Consider the following 24,494-nt stretch of genomic DNA (forward strand, 5'->3'; position numbering starts at 1 on the left):
CCTCATTATTCAGAAACCGAGACTGGACAACAGGTCGTCTACGTCGTCCTGCCCCGAAACTACATCTTCACGCTCATCGGCCTTGATCTGGGGCCCGACGCCCTTCTCTGCAGACTCTTCTTTTTCTTCAATCTGGTGCACCGTGCCCGTGAGCTGGTCCACATGACTGGCCATCACCACCAGGCTGAGCATCTGCTCCTCAACCTCTTTCACCAGGGCGGTGACCTTCTGGATGACCTGACCTGTCAGATCCTGATAGTCCTGAGCCAGCAGGATTTCCGACAGGTTGCTGTACATGGTGTCGGCATCGGTTGCCATGCTGACAAAAAAACGATCAATCCGGCCGTACAGCTCGCGAAACTCAGCCGGCTGCATTTCCCGGCGACGCAGGCGCTGCCACTCATCACGCAACGCGGCGGCCTCGTCTCTGAGGGCATTGGCCACCGGCATGGTTTCCTCAACCAGGTCCATGGTCCGGTTGGCTGCTTCACCGGTCATCTGCACAACGTATTCGAGACGATCAGAGGCATCAGTCATCTTTGACAGTGCTTCCTGCTGCTCGGCGTTACGGGGATCAATCTGGAAGTTCCGGATTGCTTCGTGCAGGCTCCGCGTCAGCCGCCCTACCTCACGGTACAGACTCTGATCCCTGACCTCGCTGAGTTCATTGATCAGGGTCATGGCTTTGGCATAATCACCCGCATCAACACTCTCGGCCAGTTCCGCTGCCTGCCGCTGGAGCTTTTCCGTCACCTCCGGTTCAAGGCCCCGATGGTTCTTTTTGCTATCGCTCATGAGAGCCATCCGACCTCTGGTTACTGGATTCTTTCAAAGATTTTCTCAATCTTTTCCTTGAGCACGGCAGCGGTGAACGGCTTGACCACATACCCGTTTACGCCTGCCTGGGCAGCGGCAACGATCTGGTCGCGCTTGGCCTCAGCAGTTACCATCAATACCGGCAGGGTTTTCAGATTCTCGTCCGCCCGAACGGCCTTGAGCAGGTCGAAGCCTGACATGCCAGGCATGTTCCAGTCGGTCACCAGAAAATCGTATTTGCCGCTTTTGAGCATTGGCAGTGCCGTGTTGCCGTCGTCAGCTTCATCGGTGTTGGTGAAGCCAAGATCACGCAGCAGGTTCTTGATGATCCGTCGCATTGTGGAGAAGTCGTCCACAATGAGGATTTTCATGTTTTTGTCCAATGGGACCTCCAGTTAGTAACACCCGGAATTCGTTTGACCTTTGCGTTCAAAGTCTAGCAGGCCGCTGTTTTAACCGCTTATTGTCGGACCTTTGCTTCGGTTGTAAAGCATCGGTTACCAAAAACTACAGACCACCTCGTTGGCGACACAGACTGAACGCGGTCAGTTGTCCGATTCCTGACGCCAATCCGAGAGCCGCCCCCGAAGGCGCAGGGCTGCCTGGCTGTGAATCTGGCTTACCCTGCTCTCACTGACGCCGAGCACCGCGCCAATCTCCTTGAGGTTCAGTTCTTCCTGGTAGTAAAGGCTCAACACCAGCTTTTCCCGCTCCGGCAGGTCTTCAATCGCCTCAGCGAGGCTCCGCCGGAAGGCATCGGAGGACAAACCCTCAAGGGGATTATCCTGCGTCTCTGTCTGTTCTATCGGCAGCTCTCCGGATTCATTGAGCTCGTCGAGGCTAAAAAGTCGACCGCTGTTGGAATCGGAAAGGTAGGAGTGGTATTCGGGCAGCCCCATGCCCAGCTCTTCGGCCACTTCCTGATCGTGGGCTTCGCGGCCAAGTCGATCTTCAACGGCTTTGATGGCCTGGGAAATGCGACGGGCGTTGCGATGAACAGAACGTGGCACCCAGTCACCCTTGCGGATTTCGTCCACCATGGCGCCGCGAATACGGATACCGGCGTAAGTCTCGAAGGTAGCACCTTTGGTGGAGCTGTAACGCTGGGCGGCCTCGAGCAGACCAATCATGCCGGCCTGCATCAGGTCTTCAAGCTGGACGGACGCCGGCAGGCGAGCCATCAGGTGAAGGGCAATTTTCTTGACCAGCGGCGCGTGCTGCTCAATGAGCTGAGCCGGCTTCTGCGCACTTGACTGGTTATAGATTCCGAGGTTTTTCGCCAATGTCATGTATCCGGTTTTTTGTTTGACTGGATCCGATTCAGACTTCGACGAGCCGCTCCACAAAAAATTCCAGATGCCCGCGGGGAGAGGACGGCAACGGCCAGCTATCTACCTTGTCCGCCAGCGCCTTGATGGCCAGTGAAGCTTTCGCCCTGGGATAGGCGTCCAGCACCGCACGCTGCCGCTGAACCGCTTTCTTCACGGCCTCATCGTAGGGGACTATTCCTACGTATTGTAGTGCCACATCGAGGAAGCGCTCGGTGACCCGGGTCAGTTTTTCAAACAGATGCCGGCCTTCCTGCTCATTCCGGACCTGATTGGCAAGAATACGGAAGCGGTTGGTTCCATAATCACGGTTCATCAGCTTGATCAGGGCATAGGCATCGGTGATCGAGGTCGGCTCGTCGCAGACAACCAGCAGCAGCTCCTGCGACGCTCTCAGAAAACTGACCACTGACTCGGAAATACCGGCGGCGGTATCAACGATCAGGACATCGATCTGATCACCCAGTTCGCTGAACGCATTAATCAGCCCGGCATGTTCCATGGGGCTGAGCTGGGTCATTCGTTGGGTACCGGAAGAGGCGGGGACAATCTTGATGCCACCGGGACCATTCACCAGAACGTCCTTCAGATCACAGTCGCCCGCCAGAACATCCTGGAGGTTGCGATTGGCAGTGATGCCCAGCAAGACGTCGATATTGGCGAGCCCCAGATCGGCGTCGAGCAGCACCACTCTCCGGCCTTTCTGCGCCAGGGCGATTCCGAGGTTCACCGACACGTTACTCTTGCCGACACCACCCTTTCCGCCGGAAACTGCAATCACCTGTACCGGATGTGCTCTGCTCATACTGTTTTTGGTCTCTCGCCACGTTTCGCCGGCTTTGTCTCCGACGCCTGCTGTCAATCTGTCCGGTCTCAGGCGTGCTCTTTCAGGCCCTCTGCGACCGCTTGCTGTTGCTGGAGTGTTTTCAGCCGATCCACGGCCAACCGCACCAGCGGAACGGCTTCTGCGTGGTGCAGGTCTTCAGGAATCTTCTGGCCGTCTGTGTAATAGGCTACCGGCAGACCGGTTTCCATCACAAACCCGAGAGACTCGCCCAGCGTCAGGGCCTCGTCGATTTTGGTCATCACACAGCCCGCAAGATTTGCCATCTTATAGCAATGCCACACGGATTTCATGATGCGAGGCTGACTGGTTGCCGAGACCACCAGATGGGTTTTGATATTGTGATGGCTGCGAGCCAGTTCGGCCAGCTGTTCCTGGTAGCCTTTGTCCGCACTGGTCAGTCCGGCGGTATCAATCAGCACCAGATGACGGTCTGACAGTTCGTCCAGAATATCGTCCAGACTGTGACTTTCATCCACGACCCGAACCGGCACATTCAGGATCCGACCGAACACGAATAACTGCTCGTGCGCCGCCACCCGATAGCGATCCGTGGTAACCAGGGCCACGGAATCGGAGCCATGCTTGAGCACGTAACGAGCGGCGAGTTTTCCGATGGTGGTGGTTTTCCCGGACCCTGTCGGACCCACCAACGCATAGGCGCCGCCCTCATCCAGCCACTCCATTCGGGAGGTCCGAACCCCGGTACACAGCATTTTCAGGGACTGCTTCCAACCGTCTTCCAGGCGCCCCGCCTTGTGACGACGGGAAATTGACCCCGCCAGATCACTGCCGAGGCCGAACTCCTGCAAGCGCTCGGCAAGCCTCTGCTGCACGGCGGTGGTCGCAGAAACCTCCGGCTCCTGTTGCGGCCGATGGCCCTGCATCATGTCTTTGAGCGAGCTGATCTCGGCCCGCATCTGCGCCAGCTCATCGGAATAGGCTTCCCTCGGCGCCTGTGGCAGAGGTTCAATATCACCAAAACCACCGCTCACCTCTTCCTGAATGGCAGCGAACGAACCGGCGTAGCTCGCGCCCTGCGATGCCCGCTTTTCCCGTACTTCACGGATGCGGTCCCGGGACCGGCTCAGCTCGTCCTCAAGACGCCTGTGCTGGTCGGCCTGCATCTCGGCCAAGCGGGACCCGTTGGTGGCTTCTTCTGCCTGGTTGCCCAGTCGCTGGCGCGCCATATTCTCGTCATAGTCCAGCGCCGTCACAATTTCGACACCGCCGTCGACCCGACGATTGGAAAGGATCACGGCGTCCGGCCCCATCTGTTCACTGACCTGCTTGAGCGCCTCGGCCATGGTCTGAGCAAAAAACCGTTTTACTTTCATGATGCCTCTTCCTCCACCGGCAACGCCGTGCCGGCGCTGTCCGCTCTGTCATCCGCGCCGTTACTGGCCAACGGACGCCACGATCGTAATCTGTTTGTTATCCGGAATTTCCTGGTACGAGAGCACATGGAGCCGCTCTACCCCGTAGCTGGCGAACTTCGCCAGCACCGGCCTCAGGGGCCCGGACACCAGCAGAATGGCTGGCTTGCCGAGCATCTCCTGACGCTGGACGCTCTCCTGAAGCGAGCGCTGGAGTTTTTCAACCATATTCGGCTCCAGGACCAGGCCAATATCTTCCTGTCCGCCGGATTGTTGACTCTGTTGAACAGACTTCAGCAATAACTGTTCCAGATCCGGATCCAGGGTGATCACCGGTATCTCCGATTCGTTGCCGCAGATACTCTGGACAATCATCCGGCGCAGGGACTGCCGCGCAACGGTGGTCAACAGCTTCGGATCCTGACTCTTCGGATGCACGTTCACGATGGCCTCGGCAATGGACCGCATGTCCCGGATCGGCACTTCTTCCTTCAGGAGATTCTGCAGCACTTTCAGCAGCAGACTGATGGATACGGTGGTGGGTACCAGTTCCTCGGCCAGCTTCGGAGAAATCTTTTCAAGCTGATCCAGCCATTTCTGGACTTCTTCGTGGCCCAGCAGCTCGTGGGCGTGTTTCTGCAGGACCTGGTTAAGGTGGGTCGCGACCACCGTACTGGCATCGACCACGGTATAGCCGAGGGTCTGGGCCTGGTCTTTCTTGTCTGGCTCAATCCAGCTGGCGTCCAGACCGAACGCCGGATCCTTGCCTTCAATGCCTTCTATCTTTCCGAATACCTGACCGGGGTCGATGGCCAGTTCGCGGTCCGGATGGATTTCCGCCTCGGCAATGGTCACGCCCATCAGGGTGATGCGGTAGACATTGGGCATCAGATCGAGGTTGTCTCGAATGTGGACCGAGGGCATCAGGAAGCCGAGATCCTGGGACAGCTTTTTACGAACGCCCTTGATACGACTGAGCAACTGGCCACCCTGTGACTTGTCCACCAGCGGGATCAACCGGTAACCCACTTCCAGACCGACAATATCGACAGTGGACACATCGTCCCAACCCAGCTCCTTGGTCTCTCCGGGGGCCGGTAACTGACGACCCTGATCGCCGCCAGCATCACCGCCTGGAGGCAGATCACGACCCGCCGGCCGTGGAGCCGCCCCGCCCGCGCCCCTGACCGGGAATGCGCCATCTTCTTCGACGGTCTGTCGCTGGTGCTTCCAGATATACCAGGCAGCGCCAGCGGCCAGTGCACCCAGACCCAGGAAGGCCACGTGGGGCATGCCGGGAATCAGACCGAGAATGATCAGGATAGCGGCGGCAATGGACAGCGCCTTGGGCGCGCTGAACATTTGCTGGAGGATCTGGCCACCCATGTCCTGGCTGGAGGTAACCCGCGTTACCATGATTGCAGCCGACGTGGACAGCAGCAGCGAGGGTATCTGTGCCACCAGGCCGTCACCAATGGTCAGCAGCGCATATCGCTCCATGGCCAGCCCGAAATCCAGATCGTGCTGCAGCATACCAATGGCAATACCGCCAATGATGTTGATGGCAAGAATCAGCAGGCCAGCAATGGCGTCGCCCTTCACAAACTTGGACGCACCGTCCATGGAGCCGTAGAAATCCGCTTCCTGGGCGATTTCGGCACGACGATGCTTGGCCTCATCCTGATTGATCAGGCCGGCGTTCAGGTCCGCATCAATTGCCATCTGCTTGCCGGGCATAGCATCCAGCGTGAAACGGGCGCTCACCTCGGAGACCCGGCCGGCACCCTTGGTCACGACCAGGAAGTTGATGATCATCAGGATCGCAAACACCACCAGACCCACGGCGTAATTGCCGCCGATCAGAACGGCGCCGAAGGATTCGATCACTTTACCGGCGGCATCGCCGCCTTCGTGGCCGTTCAGCAGAACAATCCGGGTAGACGCCACGTTCAGGGCGAGACGCAGAAGTGTGGCTACCAGCAGGACTGTCGGGAAGGACGCAAACTCCATCGGCCGCAGGGCGTAGACACACACCAGCAGAATGACAATCGACAGGGTGATGTTGAAAGTAAAGAACACGTCCAGGAGGAACGCCGGCATGGGCAGAATCATCATGCCCAGCAAGCCCATCAGCATGATGGGTATGCCCAGGTTGCCCCGCGTCAGGGTTTTGACGTTATTGAGGACTAAAGCTCTGTCCATGCCGGATACTTCTCCGATTGGCCGTGCCTGCAGGCGTTTTGAAGGTCGAAAATCTGACACCGGAGCGTCGTTTGGAAGGGTTATCGCAAGATCCGTACCACCCCTTAGGGGATTTCCGTTAAGCAGCCATTTGCGGCCTGACTCGCCTTGCCAGATGCGGTATCCTTGCGCCATTTGATCGCGACGCCAAAATTCCAACCAGACACACAGGTGACCCCATGCCAATCCACGAGGTAAAACACCCTCTGATCCGCCACAAGCTCGGCATCATGCGCCGTGCGGATATCAGCACCAAGAATTTCCGGGAGCTGGCACAGGAAGTCGGTGCACTCCTGACCTACGAGGCCACCAAAGACTTCAATCTGCAGGAAAAGACCATCGAAGGCTGGGCAGGGCCGGTTAACGTGGAACAGATTCACGGCAAGAAAGTCACCATCGTGCCGATCCTGCGGGCCGGCCTTGGCATGCTTGACGGTGTCCTCAGCCTGATTCCGGTGGCCCGGGTCAGTGTTGTCGGCCAGATCCGCAATGAGGAAACTCTCGAGGCCAGCACCTACCTTGAAAAGCTGGTGGGCGAACTGGACCAGCGCATGGCCATGATTGTCGATCCAATGCTCGCCACCGGCGGCTCAATGATCTCCACCATTGACCTGCTCAAAAAGGCCGGCAGCACCGAGATCCGGGCCCTGGTTCTGGTTGCCGCGCCTGAAGGCGTTGAAAAGGTTCTGGAAAAACATCCGGACGTGTCTATCTACACCGCCTCCGTTGATGAGCGCCTCAACGACAAAGGCTACATCCTTCCGGGTCTCGGCGATGCCGGTGACAAAATCTTCGGTACCAAGCAAAAGGACGTTTAAGAATGCAGGACCATACCAACGACCCGGTCTGGAAACAGGCCATTGCTGGCTCCCAGATGCTGCTGGTGGCGTTCGGCGCGCTGGTTCTGATGCCACTGATTACCGGGCTGGATCCCAACGTGGCCCTGTTCACCGCCGGCCTGGGCACCCTGATCTTTCACGTGGTGACCGGCGGTCAGATCCCGATTTTCCTCGCGTCGTCCTTCGCCTTTATTGCCCCCGTGATTGCCTCCAAAGGCAAGTTCGGCATGGAAGAGACACTCGGCGGCCTGATGGCAGCGGGTATTCTCTATATTTTCCTCAGTGGACTGGTGCGGCTGCGGGGCACCGGCTTTGTCCGCCGCCTGCTGCCGCCAGTGGTTATCGGCCCGGTGATCATGACTATCGGTCTCGGCCTGGCGCCGGTTGCCGTTCACATGGCCTCCGGCCGCACCGGTGATGGCGCCAACCAGCTGATTCCCTACGACACGGCGATCTGGATCGCCATGATCTCGCTGGCCGTAACCATCATCATGTCGGTCTGGTCGAAAGGCATTTTCCGGCTGATTCCGATCATGTTCGGCGTTATCACCGGCTACATCCTCTCCGCGTTTGCCGGTATCGTGGATACCACGCCAATCCGGGACGCCGCCTGGTTCGCCGTTCCCAACTTTGTTGCGCCGGAATTCAGCTGGGGCGCCGTGCTGTTCATGATCCCCGTCGCCATTGCCCCGGCCATTGAACACATCGGTGACGTGCTGGCCATCGGCAACGTGACCCGAAAGAACTACCTGGAAAAGCCGGGCCTGCACCGCACCCTGCTGGGTGACGGCCTGGCCACCAGCGCCGCCTCCATGCTTGGAGGACCGCCCAACACCACCTACTCGGAAGTCACCGGCGCCGTTATGCTCACCAAGAATTTCAACCCCAAGGTCATGTGGTGGGCTGCCTGCATCGCCATTGTTCTGGCTTTCGTTGGCAAATTCGGCGCAGCACTGCAAACCATCCCGGTGCCCGTCATGGGCGGCATCCTCTGCCTGCTGTTCGGTTCCATTGCCGTCGTTGGCCTGAACACACTGATCCGCCACCAGGTAGATCTGTCGCAGTCTCGCAACCTGGTTATCGTAGGCGTTACCCTGGTGTTCGGTATTGGCGGCATGGTGCTCGGGCACCTCGAAGGCATCGCGCTCTGTGCGGTGGCTGCCATCATCCTGAACCTGATACTGCCCGGCAGCCGCGAGGCATGGGGTAAAGCCGTCTATGAGCAGAAAGCCGACTGACAGCTCCGGCATGCCCCCCCGCGGCATTCGGTTACGGCAGAAACACCCTCTGCTCCACATGGTCGAAGCCGATCTGCCCGACATGGCCGCCCGCAAGGCCCTCCGCCTGATGGCCACCGGCCGACTGGCCGCCGCCATGGCCAAACGCCCGGGCTCGGTTTACCTCTCCGAAAGCTACTACCAACCCCGCCAGCCGGTGCTGAACACTACCCTCAAAGCGCTCGGTAGCGTCCTCGGGGCCGTTACCCGCAGCGAGGTATCTTTCCACTTCCAGACCGACGAAGAGGCACGGGAACATCTCCTGTCCTGTGGGTTTGCCTCCGCCACAGTGCACGATCCGCGATCCTGGTATGGGATTCTGCCAATCCCCGAAAGCCGCGGAGAGCCGATGGTTCGGGTTATTGAGGCTGGTTGCTGATCTTACGTTCAAGTCCTGCCCTAGCCTGCTGTTTCGGTGGAAGAGGTTTGTGGGTCTGCTTCCCAAAAAACGCTACGAGCACATCCATGTGCGCTTGGCTGTGGCCATCCATGGCCACAGACATTTTTGGGAAGCAGACCCACAAACCTCGCACAACTGACGGGAATCCGCCAAAACCACTAAGGTTGGATTAGGCGAAGCTGTAATCCGACCTACGATTCTGACATTCAATGCGATATCGAATCGCTCAGAAGCGGGTTGTCGGGTTGGCCTCCCAAAAATGTCGGCGGCCATGGATGGCCGACGCCAAGCGCACATGGATGTGCTCGTAGCGGTTTTTGGGAGGCCAACCCGACAAGCCGCCAGCACCAGTCCTCGCAGGCTACCAAAAGAAACCCAACTCCAAACTAAACGTCCCGCCGCAAATCCGAAGGAATCGGGAACTCCGGCATACCGGGCTTGGGCCCGCGCCCCTTCCGGAACTGTCGGAGCTGGAACACATAGGCGAGCACCTGGGCAATGGCCATGTACAGGCCATCGGGAATCTCCTCGCCAATGTCGGTGTTGTGGTACACCGCCCGGGTCAGCGGCGGCGTTCTCAGAATCTCGACTTTGTTTTCACGGGCAATCTCCATGATCTTGAAGGCCACCTCATCGGCCCCCTTGGCCACCACAATCGGCGCAGCCATCGCCTTCTGATCGTACTTCATGGCAACCGCATAGTGGGTCGGGTTGGTGATCACCACGTCGGCGGTGGGCACGTCCTGCATCATCCGGCGCTGGGCCATTTCGCGCTGGAGCTGCCGGATCTTGCCTTTTACCTCCGGCTTGCCCTCAGTGTCCTTGTACTCGTCTTTCACCTCCTGCTTGGTCATGCGCAGTTTTTTCTGATGATCGTAGATCTGGAAGGGCACGTCGATCGCCGCGATGATAATGGTGGCGCAGGCCAGCAGAAAGAAGCTCCAGGCAATGGTCCAGAGCACGTGTTCCATGGCTGGCACCACCGGCTCCTCAGCAATGGATAACAGGTCTTCGGTACGCAAATTAAGGATGAGAATCGCGATGGCCATAACCAGGCCGACTTTAGCGATGGCTTTGACCAGCTCGATCAGGGAGCGCAGGGAAAACATGCGGCCGAGACCCTTGATCGGGTCCATGCGATTGAGTTTGGGGGCCACGGCCTTGCCGCTGATCAACAGGCCTCCTATGCCGATGGACCCGAAGATGGCGGCAATCAGCAGTAGCACGAGAATGGGCGCGAGGGCCCAGGCAGCTTCCTTGGCGGATTCGACGAGCTGAACGCTCATGTGGCGCATGTCAAAGATGGCGGAGCGTTCGATCACGAAGCTGTCGCGCATGATGGCTTCCAGCGACGCACCCAGGCTGGCGCCGAACATGAGCATGCCGCCGGCGCCGGCCAGGAGCACAGCCATCGTGGCCAGCTCCTTGGAACGGGCAGTCTGGCCCTCCTCCTTGGCTTTCTCAAGCCGTCGGGGGGTGGCCTCTTCCGTTTTTTCCTGACTGTTGTCGTTTTCTTCGGCCATGAGTCTTTACGGCTGCCCCTGCAGTCCCCGCATGAAATCAAAGGTTTCTCGGGTGTACTGATCGAAGTGCGGCAGAAAATTGGCGTGCAGCACCCATATGGCAAACAATCCAAAAATCAGGCCAATCGGGAAACCGAGGGCGAAGATGTTCATCTGCGGTGCCGCACGGGTCATCACGCCGAAGGAGATGTTGACGATCAGCACGGCGGTAACCGCCGGCAACGCCAGGAGCATGGCGGAGGCAAACATCCAGCTGATCCGGTGGGCCAGTTCCCAGACGCCGTTCTGGCCCAGGCCTTCCATGCCGATAGGCAGGGTCCGGAAGCTTTCGATAAAGACTTCGAAGGCAACAAGGTGTCCGTTCATGGCCAGGAACAGCAGGGTGATGGTGATGGTGTAGATCTGGGACAGTACGGGCACGTTCACGCCGTTGGCCGGATCAACCATGGAGGCGAAGCCCAGGCCCATTTGCATGGCGATCATCTGGCCGGCAACGACAAAGAGCTGCCAGAGCGCAGTGAGCGCGAAGCCCATGCCCACGCCAATGAGGATCTGCTGAAGCGTTATCACCACCGCATCGGTGCTCAGGGCTTCCACCTGAGGTACGGGCGGAATCATGGGCGCGATAAGAATGGTCATGAGCAAGGCGAGTCCCAGCCGGACCCGTGCGGGCACCAGCTGGGTACCGAAGATGGGAATCACCATCAGGAAGCTGGCCAGGCGGAACAGGGGCCAGATGTGCTGGCCGACCCATTGGCCGATAACGTCCGCGCTGATTTCCGCCGGTATCATCCGTCAGCCGATCAGGTAAGGGATGCTGGAGATCAGGCGGTTGGCATGGTCCAGCAGTTGGGTCAGCATCCAGGGTCCCCAGACGATGATAACGACAAGCGTGACCAGCAGGCGTGGCAGGAAGCTCAGGGTCTGCTCGTTTATCTGGGTCGCCGCCTGGAAGGTGCTGACAACCAGACCGATAATCAGACCCGGTCCGATGATTACGGACGCCAGCAGGACTATCAACCAGAGTGCTTCGCGCAGGATGTCGATAACCGTTTCCGGAGTCATAAGGCCTCCTATATTCCGTAACTGGCAGCCAGGGTGCCCATGACCAGGGCCCAGCCGTCCACCAGCACAAAGAGCATGATCTTGAACGGCAGGGAAATGATGATCGGCGACAGCATCAGCATACCCATGGCCATGAGAACACTGGCCACCACCATATCGATAATCAGGAACGGGATGAACAGGATAAACCCGATCTGGAACGCGGTTTTGAGCTCACTGGTTACGAATGCCGGCATCAGTATCCAGAAGGACACGTCCTGCGGTGTATCGTACTGTGTGTCGGAGATCCGCATGAACAGGGCCAGATCACTCTCGCGGGTCTGTTCCAGCATGAATTTCCGGAACGGCTGGCTGGCAAGCTCAACCGCCTCCAGGGAGGTCACCTCTTCCTGCATGTAGGGTTGCAAGGCGACGCGATTGGCCTCCTCCAGCACCGGTTTCATGATGAAGATACTCAGAAACAGGGCCAGCCCCAGAAGAATCTGGTTCGAGGGCGTGGACTGCAGGCCAATCGCCTGACGCAGGATGGCAAACACAACGATGATGCGGGTAAACGAGGTCATCATCATGAGCATCGCCGGCAGGAAGGTGAGCGCAGTCATCAGCGCCAGGATCTGCAGGGTTACCGAGTATTCCTGCGCGCCTTCGCCTTCTCCGGGCGTTACGGTAAACGCCGGTATACCCGGGATGCCCGACGGCTCCTGGGCCAGGGCCAGAGGTGCCCAGAAAAAGCCTGCCAATACGATCAGGGAAGGAAGCAGTCGCTTGATGGTTGCGGCAAGCATGGGGCTAATCGTTCCTTGTCGGGGAGGTCCAGGATTTGCCGATCATGCCCTGCAGGCGACGGGCAAAATCACCGGAACCGGCGCTCCCGGCCTCGACAACCGGCTCGTCAAACACATGCAGAGTCCGGATCGCCGATGGGGTAATACCCAACAGGATCTGTTGGCCGCCCACCTCAATCAGGGCAATACGCTCGCGAGCTCCAATGGCCATCACCGACACCACCTTGATGGCGTTATTGTTCATGCCGGTCATGCCGTTCATCCGGCGGATGATCCAGGCGCAGCCATAGATCACGGCAACCACGGCCACCAGACCCAGCCCCAGGCTGAGAATGGTTCCGAGGGTATCCGGGGCTCGCACCGGCGAATCAGGCGCAGCAGTCTTTGCCGTTTCCTGGGCAACAACCGGATTGATCACAAGCAGCGCCAGTGCCGCAGTCACTCTGGACCACATGTTACTTCTGCAACCGCTTGATACGTTCGCCCGGGCTGATCACATCGGTGAGACGGATGCCGAACTTTTCATTCACCATGACCACCTCGCCATGGGCGATCAGGGTACCGTTTACCAGCACGTCCAGCGGCTCGCCCGCCAGCCGGTCAAGCTCGATAACCGAGCCCTGGTTGAGCTGCAGCAGGTTCCTTATCGGAATCTCAGTGTTGCCCACTTCCATGGAAATGGTGACCGGAATATCGAGAATAACGTCGATATCCGGAGCCGGGCCTCCCCCTTTCGTGGGTTCGCTTCCGGTTTCAAACTCCTCCATGGGGGCAGCCTGAACATCATCCTCGGCCTCGCCGGCCTCAGCCATCGCAGCGGCCCACTCGTCCTCGCGTTCGCCCTCATCCCCGGACTCTTCCATGGCGGCTTCCCACTCGGCAGCCAGCTTTTCGTCCTCGCTGAGTTCCTGCTCGTCTTTCTTGTCGTCGTCAGCCATTGTTTCCCACCTTGAATTGTTTCTTCACCTTGGGCCTTGATGCCCGCTCATGAATCCGCAGTGCCAGTTTCCCGTCACGGGTCCCCAGAGTTGCCTTGTAAACGGGGATGCCGTTGGCGGTGACCGTCAAATGCTCGGGCACCTCCACCGGGATAATGTCGCCAGCCTTCAGCTTGGCAATATCCCGCAACGAGATCCGACGGCGACAGACCGTCGTGTTGATCGGTACATTGACCTCTTTGATGTCTTCCTGGAGCGCGTTCACCCAGCGCTCATCAACATCGTCAATATCACTCTGAACCCCGGCATCGAGCACGTCGCGGATGGGCTCAATCATGGAATAGGGCAAGGCAAAATGCAGCTCACCGCCGCCACCGTCGAGTTCAATGTGGAAGGTGCTGACCACAACCACCTCACTGGGGCTGACGATGTTGGCCATGGCCGGGTTGACCTCTGAGCTCAGGTACTCGAAATCCACCTTGAGGACCGCGTGCCAGGCTTCCTTCATGTCATGGAACACCTGATCCAGAACCATCTGCACGATGCGGGTCTCGGTCGGGGTGAATTCGCGGCCCTCGATTTTGGCGTGCCGCCCTTCCCCACCGAAGAAATTGTCCACCAGTTTGAAGACCAGCTTGGCATCCAGCACGAACAGCGAGGTGCCACGCAACGGCCGGACTTTGCACAGGTTGAGGCTGGTGGGCACGTACAGGGTGTGGATGTACTCGCCGAATTTCATGATCTGCACGCCGCCGGTAGAGACATCGGCGTTGCGACGCATCAGGTTGAACAGGCTGATCCGGGTATAGCGGGCAAACCGCTCGTTGATCATTTCCAGGGTCGGCATCCGACCCCGGACAATACGGTCCTGACTGGCAAGGTCGTAGGACTTTATACCGGTATCATCAGTCTCTTCATAGGTATCAATGTCACCGTCATCCACCCCGTGGAGGAGGGCATCGATTTCATCCTGTGACAACAAGTCCTGCATACGTAGTCCTGCCCCTGAAGTACCGTGGCCCGTGCGCTATTGCACGACAAAATTTCTGAATAACACCCGTTTTATGGCGGGCTCACCTTCCTGCTCCAGCACCTGGTTGACCGTGGTCAGCATTCGGTCAACCAGGCCACTCCGGCCCTCGGGTGTTTGCAGCTCGTTAAAGTTGCTGCTTCCGAGTACGGTCACCAGCTGGCTTCGAATCAGAGGCATATGCAGCTTGGCAGCTTCCAGCGCCTGTTGATCCGTAGACTCCAGTGCCAGGTACGCCTGGGCGTAGCGTTGGCGGCCCTCAGCCTGAACCGTGGTAACGATGGCTTTTTCCATCTGGTAGTAGCTGCTGGGAATAAAGGTTTCCTCTGCAACCTCGGTTGCGTCACCCTCTTCCTCCCCCATGCCCGGAAGACCGCCGCCCAGGAACCACAGGGTACCCACCACAGACAGCACAATGGCCAGGATCACCACCACAACCAGCATGATGATCAGTTTCAGTTTTCCCTTCTTGGCAGGAGCCGCTTCAGATTCGTTATTTTCAGCCATAATGTTCGCTTTGCCAGAAATCCGTCACGGGGAGCAATTTTCCGCGACTTTTCAGGATTGGATGCAAAGGGCGGGCCAGAACACCCAACCTTCCCGTTCAGAACAGCAGTTTAGCGTTGCCGGGAAGGATGGGCAAAGGAGATTGGAAGAGAATATCGAAGGGTATCAGGCGAAGATGTCTACTTCGCCTTTCCAGCTGAGATCAAGGCTGCCGGAGCTGATGCCTTCATCGTCCTGATCGCCAGCGACCAGCGATGCCGAACCGCCACCGGAGCCATTATCGTTTCCGGTGCCCTGCTCGCCGGTCTGCTGGCGAGGCGAATCGGAAACATCGAAGCCTGCCAACGACATTCCCTGCTCACCCAGCATATCCCTGAGCCGGTGGGAATGCAGTTCAAGCTGGTCACGGACCACGGGATTGGCCGAATGGACCGTAATACTCGCCTGCTCGTTCTGCACCCGGACCTTGACCTCCATGGGGCCCATGTCCGGTGGTGTCAGGTGGATTTCGGCAACCGACATGTTACGGGCAGTCAGCCAGCTGAGCTTGCCCACCAGTTTGTCGCCCCACTCTGCATGGCCTACCGGCACATCAATGGACGTAGCATAACCTCGTAATGGCGCAGCGTTCTCGGCCGTCAGTTTTGCTGCCCCATTGGCATTATTGGCCGCTTGCTGGGACACCAGATCCATGGCGGACTGGAAGCGGCCAGAATTGATCAACGAGCCGGAATCCGCATTGCGGCCGGAGTCGGTGAGCACTGAGGCCTTCATGACATCTGTCAGTGTCGCATCGCCGGAAACACCGCCGGATCCGGACTGAGCTTTCTGACCCGAGGCCCCTGTGAGAAGGCCACTGAACAATCCGGCAACGGAATTCGCTTGGCCCGAAACACCGTTGGCAGCATTGACGCCGACTCCCGGCATTGTAGCTGACATGGCGGACTCACCGGCACCTCCGGCTTTTGGATTCAGCCAGGACTGCAACTCGACAAAGGTAAGGGGAAGCGCCGTCGGCTCTGATTTGCCATCACCTGCTACAGCGGCCCAGTCCGCGTCCTGTGATTCAGCATCCGTGGCAGCGTTGGCTTTTTCGCCACCCTTTGGATCAGCGTTCGCGTTTGCTTCCGTTTTCGTCTCTGAAGGTGTGTCCCGGGCCGCCCGGGATTCATCGGCAGATCTGGCCTCAGCGGCCCGATCCGCCTTCTGGCGATCGAGCCGCTTTTGCTCAGCCTGGGAGACAGAGTCGAAATCGCTTTTCCTGTCAGCCGGATCTCGGCTGGCTCCGGATTTTGACGGGCCGGGATCTTGTTGCGTCCCGGGCGCGGGGGTTTGGGGAAGAACCATCTGGGCCATGGCAACCTCTTGCCGCTTTTATCGCATTGTCGCCCTCACCTTGCCGGACTTGGCCGGTGCATGGGCGGTTAATCCACTCAATGCGAAGGACAAAGCAATTGTGATGCCAGCGCACACCTGCTTCGCCTGACAAACGGCCTGAATAGACCTGATTCACCCCACCATCAAGCCATCCAGGCCTGCGATTACCTGTTCGAATTCCCGGGCGATGTCATCCACTAATCCCGAGGCATCGTCCAGCCGGGACTCCTTTCCTGCGATTTCCGCCTTCAGGCAGAGTTCGCCAAGCCGCGGGGCGCCAATATTGATACAACTGCCCTTGAAGCTATGGGCCGTCTTGGCAAAGGCGTCACTATCGTCAGCCCTCAGGGCTTCTTGCAATCCCCGAATCCTGTCGCGGGAATCTGCAACATAGGTCTGTATCAGCACTTCGAATTCGTCCTCCATGACGTCTCGAAGCTCAGCCAGTGCCTCCTCGTCCAGGTGTGGTTTATCAGTCATCTCGATTCTCCGCTGTACGGGCGAACTGCCAATCGTAGACAATTTCAACATGATTGCCCTGTTCATGAAACCTGATGGTCTCCGCCAGACGTTTCAACAGCAGCAGGCCCCGCCCTGCATAGCGCCCGCTCATGGTTGGGGAATTACCGGGGGCCACGCTGGGATGATTGTGAAAATCAAACCCCTGGCCGCTGTCCTCACAGATAACACGAAGCCGACCTCCATCCGGTTTCAGGGAATGGTGCAGTGTGAACCGGATGTAGTGACCCTCCACGTTAGCCAGGCGCCGATTGCGCTCCGCGTAGTAGCGGCCAAAGCCCTCCGGTGAGTGTTTCCATTCTGACGGGAGTTCCAGAACACCGTGCTCCAGCGCGTTGTTGTAGAGTTCCGCCAGCAGGGTATAGATTTCGCCGCTCTTCCGTCGAAGACCCGGCACCTCCATGCAGATATGAAGCAACAGAGGCAGAGGACTGAACTCGCCGAGAGTCCTTTCCCGGATTTCATAGCTGCAGCGCCATTCCGCCGGCCCGGCAAGAGCAGACGGTGCGGCACGATCTGGCAGGGTAGCCAGCCCAGCCTCGTCCATCATTTCCAGACAGCAGAGCGTCAGGTCATCGCCATCCTCAAAGTTTCCGGTGAACCGGTGAACCGCGGACATCATGGCATCGAACGGATGGTCGCCACCGTCCAGCCGGTCAAGCGTGCCGGTAACGCCCTGCTCACCGAATACGTTGCCGGCGCTGTCGGCAGATTCCAGAAAGCCATCGGTCATCATCAGCACCCTGTCACCAGGGCCGGCACCAACCCTCTCGAAATCGGCATTGAACTGATCCGGCGCAAGGATACCCAGGGGAAGATGCCGCGATGGCAATGCCTGGAGTTCTCCGGTGGTCCGGATCAGCCAGCCATCGGGCAGACCGCCGTTCCAGACTTGCAGCTGATTAAGTTTGAAATCCGCCTCGATCATGGCGCCACAGCAGAACATGCCCGTGGGCAGAATCCGTTTGAGTTTCTGGTTGATCTCGCGCAATACGTCCTGGCCGTTAAAACCCTTATTGGCCATGCCGTAGAAGATCTCGGCTACAGGCATGGCGCCGATGGCAGCCGGCAGACCATGGCCGGTGAAATCCCCCATGAAGATCAGCATCCCGCCCGCCGGCCGCGGCGAGGCAAACAACACATCACCATTGAAAATGGACTGGGGCGAGGCGTGATAACGAATATTGGAGGCATCCAGGCAGCCGGAATGAGCCACGTTATCGAAGACCCGCTTGGCGATTTCCTGCTCTTCGGTAAGTTGTCGGTTGCGCTCACGAATGAGATCCCGCTGATCCGAGAGGGTCCGGTGCATCAATCGCATTCGGTTGAAGGCCTTGATCTTGGCTTCAATGATGATCCGGTTATAGGGCTTTCCCAGGAAGTCATCGCCACCGGCCTCCAGGCATCGGGCCAGGGCACCGGCTTCAGAGAGGGAGGTCAGGAAAATCAGGGGAACCAGCCGTTCACCAGCCAGGAGCTTGATCTGACGGGCCGCTTCCATGCCATCCATGACAGGCATCAGGGCATCCAGCAGCACCAGGTCCGGCGCCTCCCGCTGGAAAACAGAGACCGCGTCCAGCCCGTTTGCCACATCAAGGACTTCGTGCCCCAGTCGCTTCAGCAGTGTTTTGAGGATCAGGCGATCGCTGTCCGAATCGTCAGCGATCAGTATTCTCAGGGGACGGCTATGTTCTGCAACGGAATCATCCATGAGTACTCCGGCAGTCCGCGAGCATCAGCGGATATTGAAAAGTTGCTCGAAATTGGAGATTGAAAGAATACGACGGACATCGTTATTGCAGTTTTCGATGACGATTCCTGCGCTGTCACCTCCGGCATAATCACGGAGCAACAACAGCATTCCCAGCGCCGAGCTATCCAGGTAGGTGGTGTCAGACAGATCCACAATGTAATTCCGGATGTTCGGATCACCGTGCTCGTAGGCATCACGGAACGCCTGATGGGTGCTGAAGTCGAAACGCCCCTCTATCCTGATAACAAGAGTCTGACCGTCATCATCGCGGCGCGTCTGGATCGGCATTCCAAAACCTCCCGGGCTATCAAGAGCAGCATTTGACCGGCGTGTTCTACCAGCCCTACATCCGGTAAGGATAGCTGAGTGGTCTGATTTTGCATCTGTATTTGCTTGATGCGGAGCAAGATTCAGCGTCGACGTTGGTTAAAAGCCCGCCCCGCGGCCTCATCCGAAAGCTTCTGTTCCCGGAGATCCTGCTCCCTCTGCTCCTGCTGGCGGCAGGTTTCTATGTATTTTTCCATGCCACGCCGGCGCTCCCAGGCGTGCTGCCATTCCTTTTTGCGCGCCTCGAAGACCTTTTCCGCCTGCTCCAGCTGCGTCTGTTGCTGCCGGATTACCTGATCCAGTTGCGCAATAAAGGCCTGCCACGCCTGGAGCCTGGACACCTGCACAACCCCCTGTTGGCTGTTGCGAATCTGATCCCGGTACTCCTGCTGGTAGCGATTCAGGTTCTGGACCTGTTCGCGCTGCTGCTCCGCCAGCTTCCTGGCCTCTCCCATTCGCTCCAGGGCTTCCTGCTCCTTGCGCTCCTCCAGGGAAAGAACCACTTCCAGACGCCGGGAACGCAGCATCAGGCATCACCTCCGCCGCCAGCTGCCGGATTCGGCACGGCCGACTTACGCCGATCGGGGGATCGACGCTCTGGCACCACCGCCAGCAACTGGTCAACACTTTCCTTCAGTGGTGCACTCTCATTCAGGCCCTGCTGCAGGAACTGGCGCATATTACCGATGTGAGTGATGGCAAAATCGGTCTCGGGATCGGAACCCTTCACGTAAGCGCCGACAGAGATCAGATCCCGGGCCTGCTGGTACCGTGAGTACACCTGCTTGAATCGCTGGGCCCTGGAAAAATGTTCGGTCTCGGTTACCTGCGGCATCACCCGGCTGATCGACGCTTCCACATCAATGGCGGGGTAGTGTCCCTCTTCGGCAAGCCGGCGGGAGAGTACGATGTGGCCATCCAGAATCGCCCGGGCAGCGTCTGCAATCGGATCCTGCTGGTCATCGCCTTCGGTAAGTACGGTGTAGAACGCCGTGATAGAACCACCTCCGGGGCGACCATTGCCGGTTCGCTCCACCAACTGGGGCAGTTTGGCAAATACCGAGGGCGGGTAGCCTTTGGTCGCCGGCGGCTCACCCACGGCCAGCGCAATTTCCCGCTGGGCCTGGGCGTAACGGGTAAGAGAATCCATCAACAGGAGCACGCGTTTGCCCTGATCCCGGTAATACTCGGCAATCCGGGTGGTCAGCATGGCGGCGCGCAACCGCATCAGTGGCGAATCGTCCGCGGGCGCGGCCACCACCACCGAGCGGGAAAGGCCCTCTTCGCCCAGGATGTCTTCGATAAACTCCTTTACCTCGCGGCCCCGCTCACCAATCAGGCCCACCACGGTGATGTCGGCATCGGTAAAGCGGGTCATCATGCCCAGCAACATACTCTTGCCCACGCCACTGCCGGCAAACAGACCCAGGCGCTGCCCCTGGCCGACGGTCATCAACGCATTGATCGCCCGAATACCCACATCCATCGACTGCCGCACCGGGGCGCGGTTCAGCGGGTTGATAATATCCCCGGTGAGCGCCACGCGGGCTTCGGCCTGCAAGGGGCCTTTTCCGTCCAGGGGCTCGCCACTGCCATCGACCACCCGGCCAAGCAGCTGGGGGCCGACCGGCACCCGGCTTGCGGCAGACAGAGGCACAACCCTGGCACCGGGCTTGAGCCCCTCGATTGCTGTCAGGGGCATCAGATACACCCGGTCGTCCTCAAAGCCCACCACTTCCGCCTCAACATTACCGGTGTTCTGGCCAAAGATGACACAGCGGTCACCGACCACCATGGGGCAGCCGACACATTCGAGGGTAAGGCCCACCATGCGGGTCAATCGGCCGGAAAGTTCAGGCTCGGGCTCGTTTCCCAGAAACCCCTGAAAGCGGTTGAGGCGATCAGCGAGGCTCGAGGTCATCACCGTCACCTGTATTTTGCGCCGGCTTCGGATCGTCTGAGGAATCCCCGGTCTCCGGGGAATCCAGCACGTCCCGATGGAAACCGGTCAAGTCTTCCATCATGGAGTCCAGTTCCTCGGTTTCTCCGCCCTCACTGTCGCTCATCTGCTGGTCCAGCATGCTCTGCACGGCCCGCTGGAAACGTTTCTCAACCGTGAAATCCACCAGGCTGTGACGGGTTTCCACCTTACAGCCACCGGGCAGAATACTGGCGTCTTCAATGACGGAAGCGGACGCTTCGAGGCGGGCGGTCACCTCGCGAACCATTTCACAGTCTTCCGGGTTTATATGGATGCGGATGTTTTCCGCGGTGGAGGGTAGCGCCTCCATGGCGCGGCGAACCACGTGACGGATCTGGGAGGAGTCGATGGTCAGTTCACGATAGACCACCGCCCGGGCCAGAACCGTGGTCAGGTTGACCAGAGAGGTTTCAAGTTCGTCCTCGTGGCGCTTGATCGGCAGCAGTAACTCACCGAGTAGATGTTCGAGACGGTCAAGCTTGGTGTCGATTTCCTTGCGGGTATCGTCGTAGCCCTGACTTTTGCCTTGCTCCCTGCCCTCTGCCAGGCCGGTTTCCAGCCCATCCTGGTGGCCTTCCTCTTTGCCGGCCTTCAGGCCATCCTGGTAACCCTGTTCCCGGCCCTCGTTATAGCCGTCTTCCCGGGCCGCCTCGCGAATCTCGTCAATGTCGGCGGCGGTGAGGGGCTTGACCTCGCGCTCCTCTTCCCGCGCTACTTCATTGCCACGGGCATCCAGCAGGGGCAGCTCCCACCGTTCATAGGCGGTCAGCTGTTCCTTGGGAATGCGATTGACGTCACGGGTGGAATCTTTCATCACATCATTTCTTCGCCGGCACCGCCGAGGGAGATTTCACCGGCCTCGGCCATACGGCGTGCAATGGTGATAATGTCTTTCTGGGCGGATTCAACTTCGCTGACCTTGACCGGCCCCTTGGCCTCAAGATCATCCTGCAGCAATTCCGCAGCGCGTTTGGACATGTTCTTGAAGATCTTGTTCTGAACCTCCTCGTCGGCGCCCTTGAGGGCCACCACCAGCACTTCCGAGGACACTTCCCGCAACAGCGCCTGGATTCCGCGGTCGTCCACTTCCTTTAGGTTATCGAACACGAACATCAGGTCTTCGATGGTGCTGGCAAGGTCCGGATCCATATCCTTTATGGAATCCATCAGATTGCCTTCGATGCTCCGATCCATGAAGTTCATGATGTCCGCTGCGCGCTTGACCCCGCCAATGCGGCTGGTCTGGGAGGCGGCGCCACCCGAGAACTGCTTCTCCAGGATATCGTTGAGTTCCTGCAAGGCCTGGGGCTGGATACTCTCCAGTGACGCAACACGCATCATCACATCAAGGCGGACCTTCTCATCCAGGGTGCCAAGAATTTCAGCGGCCTGATCCGGATCCAGGTAGGAAATAACAATGGCCTGGATTTGCGGGTGTTCATAGCGAATGATGTCGCCAACGGCCCGGGGCTCCATCCACTTGAGAGTATCGAGGCCGGTGGTATTGCCGCCAATCAGGATGCGATCGATCAGGCTGGATGCCTTGTCGTCGCCGAGCGCCTGGGTGAGCATCGTCCGGATGTACTCGTCATTGCCTACGCCAAGCCCGGTCTGCCCGCCTACGGCATCAACAAACTGGTTCATCACGTAGGTCACTTCGTCCTTGCTGACATCCTTCATCTGGGCCATGGCCACGCCCACACGCTGGACCTCTTTGGGGCCCATGTGCTTGAGGATTTCTGCGGCATCCGCTTCGCCCAGTGACATGAGCAGAATCGCAGCCTGCTCCACACGCGGAATTTTCCGCTGCGGCTTTGATGGCTCACCGCCACCCTGTTGATTGGCTTGCTCAGTCATCGACGTTCACCCACTGGCGCATTACCTGTGCGACCCGCGCCGGGTCTTCGGCAATCAGCCCTTTCAATGCGTTCAGCTGCCTATCATAACCGTCTGTGGCACCCGGCAAAAGCAGATCATCCTGGGCGGACATGGCCTTGCGGAGCTCATCTCCACCCTCGATGTCATCAAGGCCCCCGTAACCACCGCCACTGCCGGAGCCGGAATCCAGGCCGCGTTCCCGCTGGCCACCGCCGGACAGGCTTTTAAGCGTTGGGCGCAGCAGCCCCAGCACGAGCACCAGAATCACCAGGCCTGCGAGCACTTGCTTCATCAGATCCCAGAACCAGGGCTGTTCCCAGAACGCCGGAGCCTCGAATTCAACGGATTCTTCCTGCGCAAATGCGGTATTCATCACCGTAACACTGTCACCCCGGGCAGCTGAATAGCCCACGGCGTCCCGAACCAGCATGCTGAGCCGCTGCAGCTCCTGCTCCGGCCAGGGCTCGTAGCTGACTTCGCCCGTTTGTGGATCCACTACTTTCATGTCGTCCACCGCCAGAGCCACGGTCACCCGCTTGACTCTGCCCAGCTCCTGACGTCGGTAGCTGACAGTACGATCCATTTCATAATTTCGCGTGGATTCACTTCGCACGTTGACCGGTTCTGGCACCGCCTGCTCACCATCACCGCCGGCAGCCTGCTCTGGCACCGTAGCATTAGCCGGCGGCTGGTTTGCCAGCGCACCGGGAATGCCGCCCTGTGCGCCGGCAGTGCGCCGTTCGGTCAGCTCACGCTCACTGCGCACCGCCTGCTGTTCGGGGTTGAACAATTCCTCTGCCTGCTCCACCGAGGAGAAATCGAGATCCGCCGACACTTCGGCACGATAGCGGCCATCACCCACGATGGGTCCGATGAGAGAGGCAACCCGACGTGTCAGACGCTCCTCGACTTTGGCGGTGTATTCGTATTGGTCCGCCATCTGATCCGCACCGCTCTGACTTTGCTTGCCCGTCAACAGATTGCCGTTTTGATCGACAACGGTTACGTGTTCCTTGCTCATCATGGGAACACTGCCGGCAACCAGATTCACAATAGCGTTAATCTGTTCCTGTTCTGGCCGGCGACCAGCGAAAACTTCAAGAAACACCGAGGCAGAGGGATCACGGGCATCGCGAACAAAGACAGAGCGCTCCGGGATAGCCAGGTGCACACGGGCATTCCGAACGCCACGCATGCTGGCAACGGTGCGGGCAAGCTCACCCTCAAGCCCGCGCCGGTATGAGATGGTTTCCATAAACTGGGACGTGCCGAGACCACGTTCCTGGTCCAGCAGTTCGTAGCCCATGGTTTGACGATCGGTGACACCTTCGGCCGCCAGCTTCAAACGGGCGTTGTAGACCTGATCCGAGGGAACCAGTAATGCGCCGGTGCGCGGATCCATCTTGTAGTCGATACCGTTGCTTTCGAGGATGGTGGTCACATCCTGGGGATTGTAGGATGAAAGATCACCCACCACCGGCTGATAGTTCGGCTCCTGAGCCCAGAGCACGACCGCCAGCCCCAGCGCCACGCTGGCGGCAAGCCCCACCATAAGCCCGATCTGGCGCAGCAGGTTGAGCCGGTTGAACCCCATGAACAGGTCGCTACGGCTCTCTGGCGCGTCTCCCTCCCGGGCTGCGGGCATGTTGGAGGCATTGGTTTCTGCAGGTACGCTGGCCATGACTCTGCT

At 58.9% G+C, this 24,494-nt stretch carries 26 protein-coding genes; 3 read left to right on the top strand and 23 right to left on the bottom strand.

What is annotated here, in order from left to right:
• Positions 1-9 precede the first annotated feature (9 nt).
• The 6 genes from BM035_RS16680 to flhA all read right to left on the bottom strand — a co-directional run bounded on the left by BM035_RS16680 (position 10) and on the right by flhA (position 6,566).
• Positions 10-795, bottom strand: coding sequence for a protein phosphatase CheZ (locus BM035_RS16680; RefSeq protein ID WP_053115437.1), 786 nt, complete (start codon positions 793-795; stop codon positions 10-12).
• 20 nt (positions 796-815) lie between these two features.
• The gene (cheY, locus tag BM035_RS16685) at positions 816-1,199 is read right to left on the bottom strand and encodes a chemotaxis response regulator CheY (RefSeq protein WP_008173086.1); all 384 of its coding nucleotides are present in this window, start codon (positions 1,197-1,199) and stop codon (positions 816-818) included.
• A 162-nt stretch (positions 1,200-1,361) separates the two neighbouring features.
• Positions 1,362-2,105, bottom strand: a complete 744-nt coding sequence (locus tag BM035_RS16690) for an RNA polymerase sigma factor FliA (protein WP_014577616.1) — start codon at positions 2,103-2,105, stop codon at positions 1,362-1,364.
• Between the two features lie 31 nt (positions 2,106-2,136).
• Positions 2,137-2,949, bottom strand: a complete 813-nt coding sequence (locus BM035_RS16695) for a MinD/ParA family protein (RefSeq protein WP_041646273.1) — start codon at positions 2,947-2,949, stop codon at positions 2,137-2,139.
• Between the two features lie 68 nt (positions 2,950-3,017).
• Positions 3,018-4,325 carry a flagellar biosynthesis protein FlhF gene (flhF, locus tag BM035_RS16700; protein WP_053112466.1) on the bottom strand — a complete coding sequence of 436 codons (1,308 nt, stop codon included), beginning with the start codon at positions 4,323-4,325 and terminating at the stop codon, positions 3,018-3,020.
• A gap of 60 nt (positions 4,326-4,385) precedes the next feature.
• The gene (flhA, locus tag BM035_RS16705; RefSeq protein WP_092033237.1) at positions 4,386-6,566 is read right to left on the bottom strand and encodes a flagellar biosynthesis protein FlhA; all 2,181 of its coding nucleotides are present in this window, start codon (positions 6,564-6,566) and stop codon (positions 4,386-4,388) included.
• A 218-nt stretch (positions 6,567-6,784) separates the two neighbouring features.
• On the opposite strand from flhA, the gene upp reads away from it, so the two are divergent.
• The 3 genes from upp to BM035_RS16720 are packed head-to-tail and all read left to right on the top strand — an operon-like array spanning position 6,785 to position 9,100.
• Positions 6,785-7,423, top strand: coding sequence for a uracil phosphoribosyltransferase (gene upp, locus BM035_RS16710; RefSeq protein WP_008173081.1), 639 nt, complete (start codon positions 6,785-6,787; stop codon positions 7,421-7,423).
• 2 nt (positions 7,424-7,425) lie between these two features.
• The gene (locus tag BM035_RS16715; protein WP_088556889.1) at positions 7,426-8,682 is read left to right on the top strand and encodes a uracil-xanthine permease family protein; all 1,257 of its coding nucleotides are present in this window, start codon (positions 7,426-7,428) and stop codon (positions 8,680-8,682) included.
• Positions 8,663-9,100, top strand: a complete 438-nt coding sequence (locus tag BM035_RS16720) for a hypothetical protein (protein ID WP_254775522.1) — start codon at positions 8,663-8,665, stop codon at positions 9,098-9,100. The genes BM035_RS16715 and BM035_RS16720 overlap by 20 nt, the downstream gene beginning before the upstream one ends.
• Before the next feature lie 407 nt (positions 9,101-9,507).
• Here the strand turns inward: BM035_RS16720 and flhB are convergent, their stop codons facing one another.
• From flhB to fliF, 17 genes are all read right to left on the bottom strand, one after another.
• Positions 9,508-10,644, bottom strand: a complete 1,137-nt coding sequence (gene flhB, locus BM035_RS16725) for a flagellar biosynthesis protein FlhB (RefSeq protein WP_092033240.1) — start codon at positions 10,642-10,644, stop codon at positions 9,508-9,510.
• A 6-nt stretch (positions 10,645-10,650) separates the two neighbouring features.
• Positions 10,651-11,436 (bottom strand): flagellar biosynthetic protein FliR, encoded by a 786-nt coding sequence (gene fliR, locus BM035_RS16730; RefSeq protein WP_092033242.1) that lies wholly within the window; start codon positions 11,434-11,436, stop codon positions 10,651-10,653.
• Positions 11,437-11,439: 3 nt separating this feature from the next.
• Positions 11,440-11,709 (bottom strand): flagellar biosynthesis protein FliQ, encoded by a 270-nt coding sequence (gene fliQ / locus BM035_RS16735; RefSeq protein ID WP_053112477.1) that lies wholly within the window; start codon positions 11,707-11,709, stop codon positions 11,440-11,442.
• Between the two features lie 8 nt (positions 11,710-11,717).
• Positions 11,718-12,494: a flagellar type III secretion system pore protein FliP gene (gene fliP, locus BM035_RS16740; RefSeq protein WP_092033245.1), complete on the bottom strand. Its 777-nt coding sequence runs from the start codon at positions 12,492-12,494 to the stop codon at positions 11,718-11,720.
• 4 nt (positions 12,495-12,498) lie between these two features.
• Positions 12,499-12,948 (bottom strand): flagellar biosynthetic protein FliO, encoded by a 450-nt coding sequence (fliO, locus tag BM035_RS16745; protein WP_092033247.1) that lies wholly within the window; start codon positions 12,946-12,948, stop codon positions 12,499-12,501.
• Between the two features lies 1 nt (position 12,949).
• A complete protein-coding gene (gene fliN, locus BM035_RS16750; RefSeq protein WP_053112483.1) occupies positions 12,950-13,432 on the bottom strand; it encodes a flagellar motor switch protein FliN in 483 nt (160 codons plus the stop codon).
• Positions 13,425-14,423: a flagellar motor switch protein FliM gene (gene fliM, locus BM035_RS16755; protein ID WP_092033250.1), complete on the bottom strand. Its 999-nt coding sequence runs from the start codon at positions 14,421-14,423 to the stop codon at positions 13,425-13,427. The genes fliN and fliM overlap by 8 nt, the downstream gene beginning before the upstream one ends.
• Positions 14,424-14,459: 36 nt before the next feature.
• A complete protein-coding gene (locus tag BM035_RS16760; protein ID WP_092033253.1) occupies positions 14,460-14,969 on the bottom strand; it encodes a flagellar basal body-associated FliL family protein in 510 nt (169 codons plus the stop codon).
• A 165-nt stretch (positions 14,970-15,134) separates the two neighbouring features.
• Complete coding sequence (locus BM035_RS16765) at positions 15,135-16,325, bottom strand: flagellar hook-length control protein FliK (protein WP_008173069.1); 1,191 nt, start codon at positions 16,323-16,325, stop codon at positions 15,135-15,137.
• Positions 16,326-16,478: 153 nt separating this feature from the next.
• Positions 16,479-16,826 carry an Hpt domain-containing protein gene (locus BM035_RS16770; protein ID WP_092033257.1) on the bottom strand — a complete coding sequence of 116 codons (348 nt, stop codon included), beginning with the start codon at positions 16,824-16,826 and terminating at the stop codon, positions 16,479-16,481.
• Positions 16,819-18,576: a PP2C family protein-serine/threonine phosphatase gene (locus tag BM035_RS16775; protein ID WP_092033260.1), complete on the bottom strand. Its 1,758-nt coding sequence runs from the start codon at positions 18,574-18,576 to the stop codon at positions 16,819-16,821. The genes BM035_RS16770 and BM035_RS16775 overlap by 8 nt, the downstream gene beginning before the upstream one ends.
• Positions 18,577-18,600: 24 nt before the next feature.
• Entirely contained in the window at positions 18,601-18,906 is a 306-nt protein-coding gene (locus tag BM035_RS16780) for an STAS domain-containing protein (RefSeq protein WP_014577632.1), read from the bottom strand.
• 122 nt (positions 18,907-19,028) lie between these two features.
• A complete protein-coding gene (gene fliJ / locus BM035_RS16785; protein ID WP_014577633.1) occupies positions 19,029-19,472 on the bottom strand; it encodes a flagellar export protein FliJ in 444 nt (147 codons plus the stop codon).
• The gene (gene fliI / locus BM035_RS16790) at positions 19,472-20,866 is read right to left on the bottom strand and encodes a flagellar protein export ATPase FliI (RefSeq protein WP_014577634.1); all 1,395 of its coding nucleotides are present in this window, start codon (positions 20,864-20,866) and stop codon (positions 19,472-19,474) included. The genes fliJ and fliI overlap by 1 nt, the downstream gene beginning before the upstream one ends.
• Positions 20,847-21,740, bottom strand: coding sequence for a flagellar assembly protein FliH (locus BM035_RS16795; protein WP_041645327.1), 894 nt, complete (start codon positions 21,738-21,740; stop codon positions 20,847-20,849). The genes fliI and BM035_RS16795 overlap by 20 nt, the downstream gene beginning before the upstream one ends.
• A complete protein-coding gene (gene fliG, locus BM035_RS16800; RefSeq protein WP_008173060.1) occupies positions 21,740-22,783 on the bottom strand; it encodes a flagellar motor switch protein FliG in 1,044 nt (347 codons plus the stop codon). Before fliG ends, BM035_RS16795 begins: the two co-directional genes overlap by 1 nt.
• A complete protein-coding gene (gene fliF / locus BM035_RS16805; RefSeq protein ID WP_053112491.1) occupies positions 22,776-24,485 on the bottom strand; it encodes a flagellar basal-body MS-ring/collar protein FliF in 1,710 nt (569 codons plus the stop codon). The genes fliG and fliF overlap by 8 nt, the downstream gene beginning before the upstream one ends.
• Between the last annotated feature and the right edge of the window lie 9 nt (positions 24,486-24,494).

This window comes from Marinobacter sp. DSM 26671, from assembly GCF_900112835.1.
Lineage (GTDB): Bacteria > Pseudomonadota > Gammaproteobacteria > Pseudomonadales > Oleiphilaceae > Marinobacter > Marinobacter flavimaris.

Bases quoted from the DNA above. Each gene is read 5' to 3' on its own strand.
- BM035_RS16715 (WP_088556889.1), top strand. From the start codon at position 7,426: ATGCAGGACCATACCAACGACCCGGTCTGGAAACAGGCCATTGCTGGC.
- fliI (WP_014577634.1), bottom strand. From the start codon at position 20,866: ATGACCTCGAGCCTCGCTGATCGCCTCAACCGCTTTCAGGGGTTTCTG.
- fliO (WP_092033247.1), bottom strand. From the start codon at position 12,948: ATGTGGTCCAGAGTGACTGCGGCACTGGCGCTGCTTGTGATCAATCCG.
- flhB (WP_092033240.1), bottom strand. From the start codon at position 10,644: ATGGCCGAAGAAAACGACAACAGTCAGGAAAAAACGGAAGAGGCCACC.
- fliP (WP_092033245.1), bottom strand. From the start codon at position 12,494: ATGCTTGCCGCAACCATCAAGCGACTGCTTCCTTCCCTGATCGTATTG.
- fliF (WP_053112491.1), bottom strand. From the start codon at position 24,485: ATGGCCAGCGTACCTGCAGAAACCAATGCCTCCAACATGCCCGCAGCC.
- BM035_RS16780 (WP_014577632.1), bottom strand. From the start codon at position 18,906: ATGCCGATCCAGACGCGCCGCGATGATGACGGTCAGACTCTTGTTATC.
- BM035_RS16795 (WP_041645327.1), bottom strand. From the start codon at position 21,740: ATGAAAGATTCCACCCGTGACGTCAATCGCATTCCCAAGGAACAGCTG.
- BM035_RS16690 (WP_014577616.1), bottom strand. From the start codon at position 2,105: ATGACATTGGCGAAAAACCTCGGAATCTATAACCAGTCAAGTGCGCAG.
- fliM (WP_092033250.1), bottom strand. From the start codon at position 14,423: ATGCAGGACTTGTTGTCACAGGATGAAATCGATGCCCTCCTCCACGGG.
- BM035_RS16720 (WP_254775522.1), top strand. From the start codon at position 8,663: ATGAGCAGAAAGCCGACTGACAGCTCCGGCATGCCCCCCCGCGGCATT.
- fliN (WP_053112483.1), bottom strand. From the start codon at position 13,432: ATGGCTGACGACGACAAGAAAGACGAGCAGGAACTCAGCGAGGACGAA.
- flhF (WP_053112466.1), bottom strand. From the start codon at position 4,325: ATGAAAGTAAAACGGTTTTTTGCTCAGACCATGGCCGAGGCGCTCAAG.
- fliJ (WP_014577633.1), bottom strand. From the start codon at position 19,472: ATGCTGCGTTCCCGGCGTCTGGAAGTGGTTCTTTCCCTGGAGGAGCGC.
- fliG (WP_008173060.1), bottom strand. From the start codon at position 22,783: ATGACTGAGCAAGCCAATCAACAGGGTGGCGGTGAGCCATCAAAGCCG.
- upp (WP_008173081.1), top strand. From the start codon at position 6,785: ATGCCAATCCACGAGGTAAAACACCCTCTGATCCGCCACAAGCTCGGC.
- BM035_RS16775 (WP_092033260.1), bottom strand. From the start codon at position 18,576: ATGGATGATTCCGTTGCAGAACATAGCCGTCCCCTGAGAATACTGATC.
- BM035_RS16760 (WP_092033253.1), bottom strand. From the start codon at position 14,969: ATGGCTGAAAATAACGAATCTGAAGCGGCTCCTGCCAAGAAGGGAAAA.
- fliQ (WP_053112477.1), bottom strand. From the start codon at position 11,709: ATGACTCCGGAAACGGTTATCGACATCCTGCGCGAAGCACTCTGGTTG.
- BM035_RS16695 (WP_041646273.1), bottom strand. From the start codon at position 2,949: ATGAGCAGAGCACATCCGGTACAGGTGATTGCAGTTTCCGGCGGAAAG.
- BM035_RS16770 (WP_092033257.1), bottom strand. From the start codon at position 16,826: ATGACTGATAAACCACACCTGGACGAGGAGGCACTGGCTGAGCTTCGA.
- fliR (WP_092033242.1), bottom strand. From the start codon at position 11,436: ATGATACCGGCGGAAATCAGCGCGGACGTTATCGGCCAATGGGTCGGC.
- BM035_RS16765 (WP_008173069.1), bottom strand. From the start codon at position 16,325: ATGGCCCAGATGGTTCTTCCCCAAACCCCCGCGCCCGGGACGCAACAA.
- flhA (WP_092033237.1), bottom strand. From the start codon at position 6,566: ATGGACAGAGCTTTAGTCCTCAATAACGTCAAAACCCTGACGCGGGGC.
- BM035_RS16680 (WP_053115437.1), bottom strand. From the start codon at position 795: ATGAGCGATAGCAAAAAGAACCATCGGGGCCTTGAACCGGAGGTGACG.